General features: G+C 65.7%; 3 protein-coding genes and 1 pseudogene. 3 read left to right on the forward strand and 1 reads right to left on the reverse strand.

Going from position 1 to position 2,946, the window contains the following annotated elements; translation table 11 throughout:
* Window positions 1-657, forward strand: a pseudogene (locus AB0K60_RS34910) (hypothetical protein); the annotation flags it as partial.
* Window positions 658-1,038: 381 nt separating this feature from the next.
* On the opposite strand, the gene AB0K60_RS34915 reads toward AB0K60_RS34910, so the two are convergent.
* Window positions 1,039-1,488 carry an ATP-binding protein gene (locus tag AB0K60_RS34915; protein ID WP_364065174.1) on the reverse strand — a complete coding sequence of 150 codons (450 nt, stop codon included), beginning with the start codon at window positions 1,486-1,488 and terminating at the stop codon, window positions 1,039-1,041.
* Window positions 1,489-1,628: 140 nt separating this feature from the next.
* Between AB0K60_RS34915 and AB0K60_RS34920 the strand changes: the two genes are divergently transcribed.
* Window positions 1,629-2,420, forward strand: coding sequence for a helix-turn-helix transcriptional regulator (locus AB0K60_RS34920; RefSeq protein ID WP_364065177.1), 792 nt, complete (start codon window positions 1,629-1,631; stop codon window positions 2,418-2,420).
* Window positions 2,411-2,608 (forward strand): DUF397 domain-containing protein, encoded by a 198-nt coding sequence (locus AB0K60_RS34925; RefSeq protein ID WP_364065180.1) that lies wholly within the window; start codon window positions 2,411-2,413, stop codon window positions 2,606-2,608. Before AB0K60_RS34920 ends, AB0K60_RS34925 begins: the two co-directional genes overlap by 10 nt.
* The last annotated feature ends 338 nt before the right edge of the window (window positions 2,609-2,946 follow it).

Raw genomic sequence — 2,946 nt, forward strand, 5'->3', positions numbered from 1 at the left:
GCGTTTCCCGGCCCGCACGGGCGGACCCTGCTGGCCACCGGCGGCTCCGATGGCACGGTGCGGATCTGGGATACGGCCACCGGCACCGCCCGGACCGTGCTGACCGGCCGCAACGGCCTGGTGTTGGCGGTGGCGGCATTTCCCGGCCCGCACGGGCGGACCCTGCTGGCCACCGGCGGCTCCGATGGCACGGTGCGGATCTGGGATGCGGACACCGGCACCGCCTGGGCGGAGCTGACCGGCCACACCTTCTGGGCGCGGGCGGTGGCGGCATTTCCCGGCCCACACGGGCGCACCCTGCTGGCCACCGGCGGCGGCGATCACACGGTGCGGATCTGGGATGTGGACACCGGCACCGCCCGGACCGTGCTGACCGGCCACGACGGCGGGGTGCAGGCGGTGGCGGCGTTTCCCGGCCCGCACGGGCGCACCCTGCTGGCAACCGGCGGCGAAGATGGCACGGTGCGGATCTGGGATACGGACACCGGGTCGCAGCTTCGTGCGGTTGTCCTCGGCATGGCTGTCAACGGGCTCGTGCCGATCGGCACCGGCCTTGCTGTGGCCGCGCATGAAGGCGTGGTCGTGATGGACCTGGGTCCGGCCGTCCCCATGGCCGAACGATCGGTCTCGTCGAATGCCGCAGATGCTGCGCCCTAGCATTTCCGCCGTGCGGCACCCTCGCTGTTGTGGATGACGCACACCGCGCTCGATCGCGTCACCGCTCTGGTTACCGGAAGCGCTTGATCTAGGGTTCGCGTAGCTCACCGCGTCCACGCCGTAAGCCAATGGCAAAGTTCTCCAGGGCAGGCGAGGAGGGCGAATCCGACCGATTTTCCGTTCGTGTGCTCGCCCGCCGCGCCGTCGATCGCCGCGCCGCCCAGGCCGACGTTACCGCGACCACCCGGTTGGAGTAGTTGGCGGTATCCACGCCGCCGTTGCCGGTCATCGGCCTCGCATCGGTCATCGGCCAACGATGCGCGCCGCCGTACGGGCGGAGGTCGTTCCATCGGCTTCGCAAGAACGGTGGCACGCGGCAGGTCAAGCGCGGGTTTCCGAGGGCCAGGCGGCGAGGGTGAACCAGACCGACTTGCCGTTCGCGGTGGTGTAGGCACCGTAATCGACGGCGAGGCTTCGCACGAGGAAGAGCCCACGGCCCGAGACAGCCATCGGGTCGTCGATCTCTCGGGGCTCGGGAAGCTCCGGGTTGCCGTCGTGCACGTCCACGTAAAGGTTCGGGCCGACGCGGGTGGCGACCAGGTGGATGTGATCGAACAGAGCTCCGCCGCCGTAACGGATCGCGTTGCCCACCAGCTCGGAGACCAGGAGTTCTGCGGTCTCCACGCTGTCCGGGGCGTCCCAGTCGGTGAGCAGGTCGCGGATGAAGGTACGGGCGGAGCCAGCGACCGAAGGCTTCCTGGGGAAGCGGCGCTCGCCCAGGTACGACTCCACGGTGCGCTTGGCGTGCATTCTCATCAGCGGAGAGGTCATGACGGGCTCCTGAACCGGGGTTTGCGTTTTGGATGCCCGTACAGGTTGCCCATGGAATACTACCGAGGGTAGGCGGATGGTTACGAGGTCGATTCCAAGGATTTCGGCGAGTCGGCTTCCACAAGGACTTGGAGTCCGGCATGAAGGACCAAACGGTGGACAAGTACTCACCCCAGTCCATTTGGGGCAGGGAACTGCGGCACTACCGACTGGCCGCCGGGCTGACCCAGTCCCAACTCGCGGAGCGCATTCACTTCAGCCTGTCGACCGTCAGCGCTGCGGAAACCGGCGCGAATCCCGCGACCCTGGAATTCGCAACGCAGTGCGATAAGGCGCTCGACACCGGCGGCGCCCTGGTCCGCCTCCTCGACTGGCGCAAGGCCGAACGCTTTCCGGCGTGGTTCGGCAAGTGGCACCAGATCGAGCAGGAGGCCATCACGCTGCGCTGGTACGAACCCCTTGTTGTCCCTGGCCTCCTACAGACCCAGGCGTACGCTCGGGCGATACTTCTCGGCAATCAGGAGTTGGTCAACGCGCGCCTGGATCGTCAGGCGGTCCTGCACAGAGAAGAGCCCGCCCCTCCAGTTCTGCGTTGCGTCATCGACGAGGGCATACTCCATCGTCCGGTGGGCGGACCCGAGGTGATGAGAGAGCAACTGCTGCATCTGGTTAGCGCAGTCTCTCCTCGCCTCAGTATTCAGGTGATTCCGCTCGGTGCTTACGATGGGCTATTGGGCGGGCTGATTATCGCTACTCTGCCCGGAGGCCAAGAGGTAACGTACGTGGAGACAGCCGTACGCGGCTTGACCACCAGCGAACCCGAGGACGTCGCCAAGGCGGAAGAGCGGTTCGAGATCTTCCGCACAGAGGCTTTGCCCGTGGGTATGTCGGTAGAGCTCATCAAGAGAACGGTGGAAGAGCGATGGACCTGAGCAAGGCGCACTGGCGTAAGTCCAGCCACAGCGGCAGCAACGGCGGTGCATGCGTGGAGATCGCGAGCAATTTTCCGGGCAGGATAGCGATCCGCGACAGCAAGAACCCCTCTGGTTCGGTGCTAATCGTCAGCCACTCAGACTGGAAGGAATTCCTTCGCGCGATCAAAGACGGATCCACAGTATGAGCTTCGCGATGTAACCAACTTCGATCCATCCCAGAAAGCACTACCTAACGTTTGTCTCCGACGGCCCACGCCTTGAACATGCTTACCCGCTCCCTCATCCACCTCCGGCGATGTAGGGGCAAATCAATTGATCACGGACGGGCGGTCGACGAATGGGTCTTGCGAAGACTTCCGCCGAGCACAGACGCGCGCCGATGAGCCTTGACCGCCGGGCCGGAAGGAGGGCAGGTACTCGCCGGACCAGGGCGCACCGTTGCGGCGGACACACCAGATGGCGCGACCACACGTAATCGAATGGTAGCGTTCTGTGCATGCCTACCCCTCGGCATGACGCCCTC

The organism is Thermopolyspora sp. NPDC052614, from assembly GCF_040678635.1.
GTDB lineage: Bacteria > Actinomycetota > Actinomycetes > Streptosporangiales > Streptosporangiaceae > Thermopolyspora.

Coding starts and splice junctions, on each gene's coding strand:
- AB0K60_RS34915 (WP_364065174.1), bottom strand. CDS start 1,488: ATGACCTCTCCGCTGATGAGAATGCACGCCAAGCGCACCGTGGAGTCG.
- AB0K60_RS34920 (WP_364065177.1), top strand. CDS start 1,629: ATGAAGGACCAAACGGTGGACAAGTACTCACCCCAGTCCATTTGGGGC.
- AB0K60_RS34925 (WP_364065180.1), top strand. CDS start 2,411: ATGGACCTGAGCAAGGCGCACTGGCGTAAGTCCAGCCACAGCGGCAGC.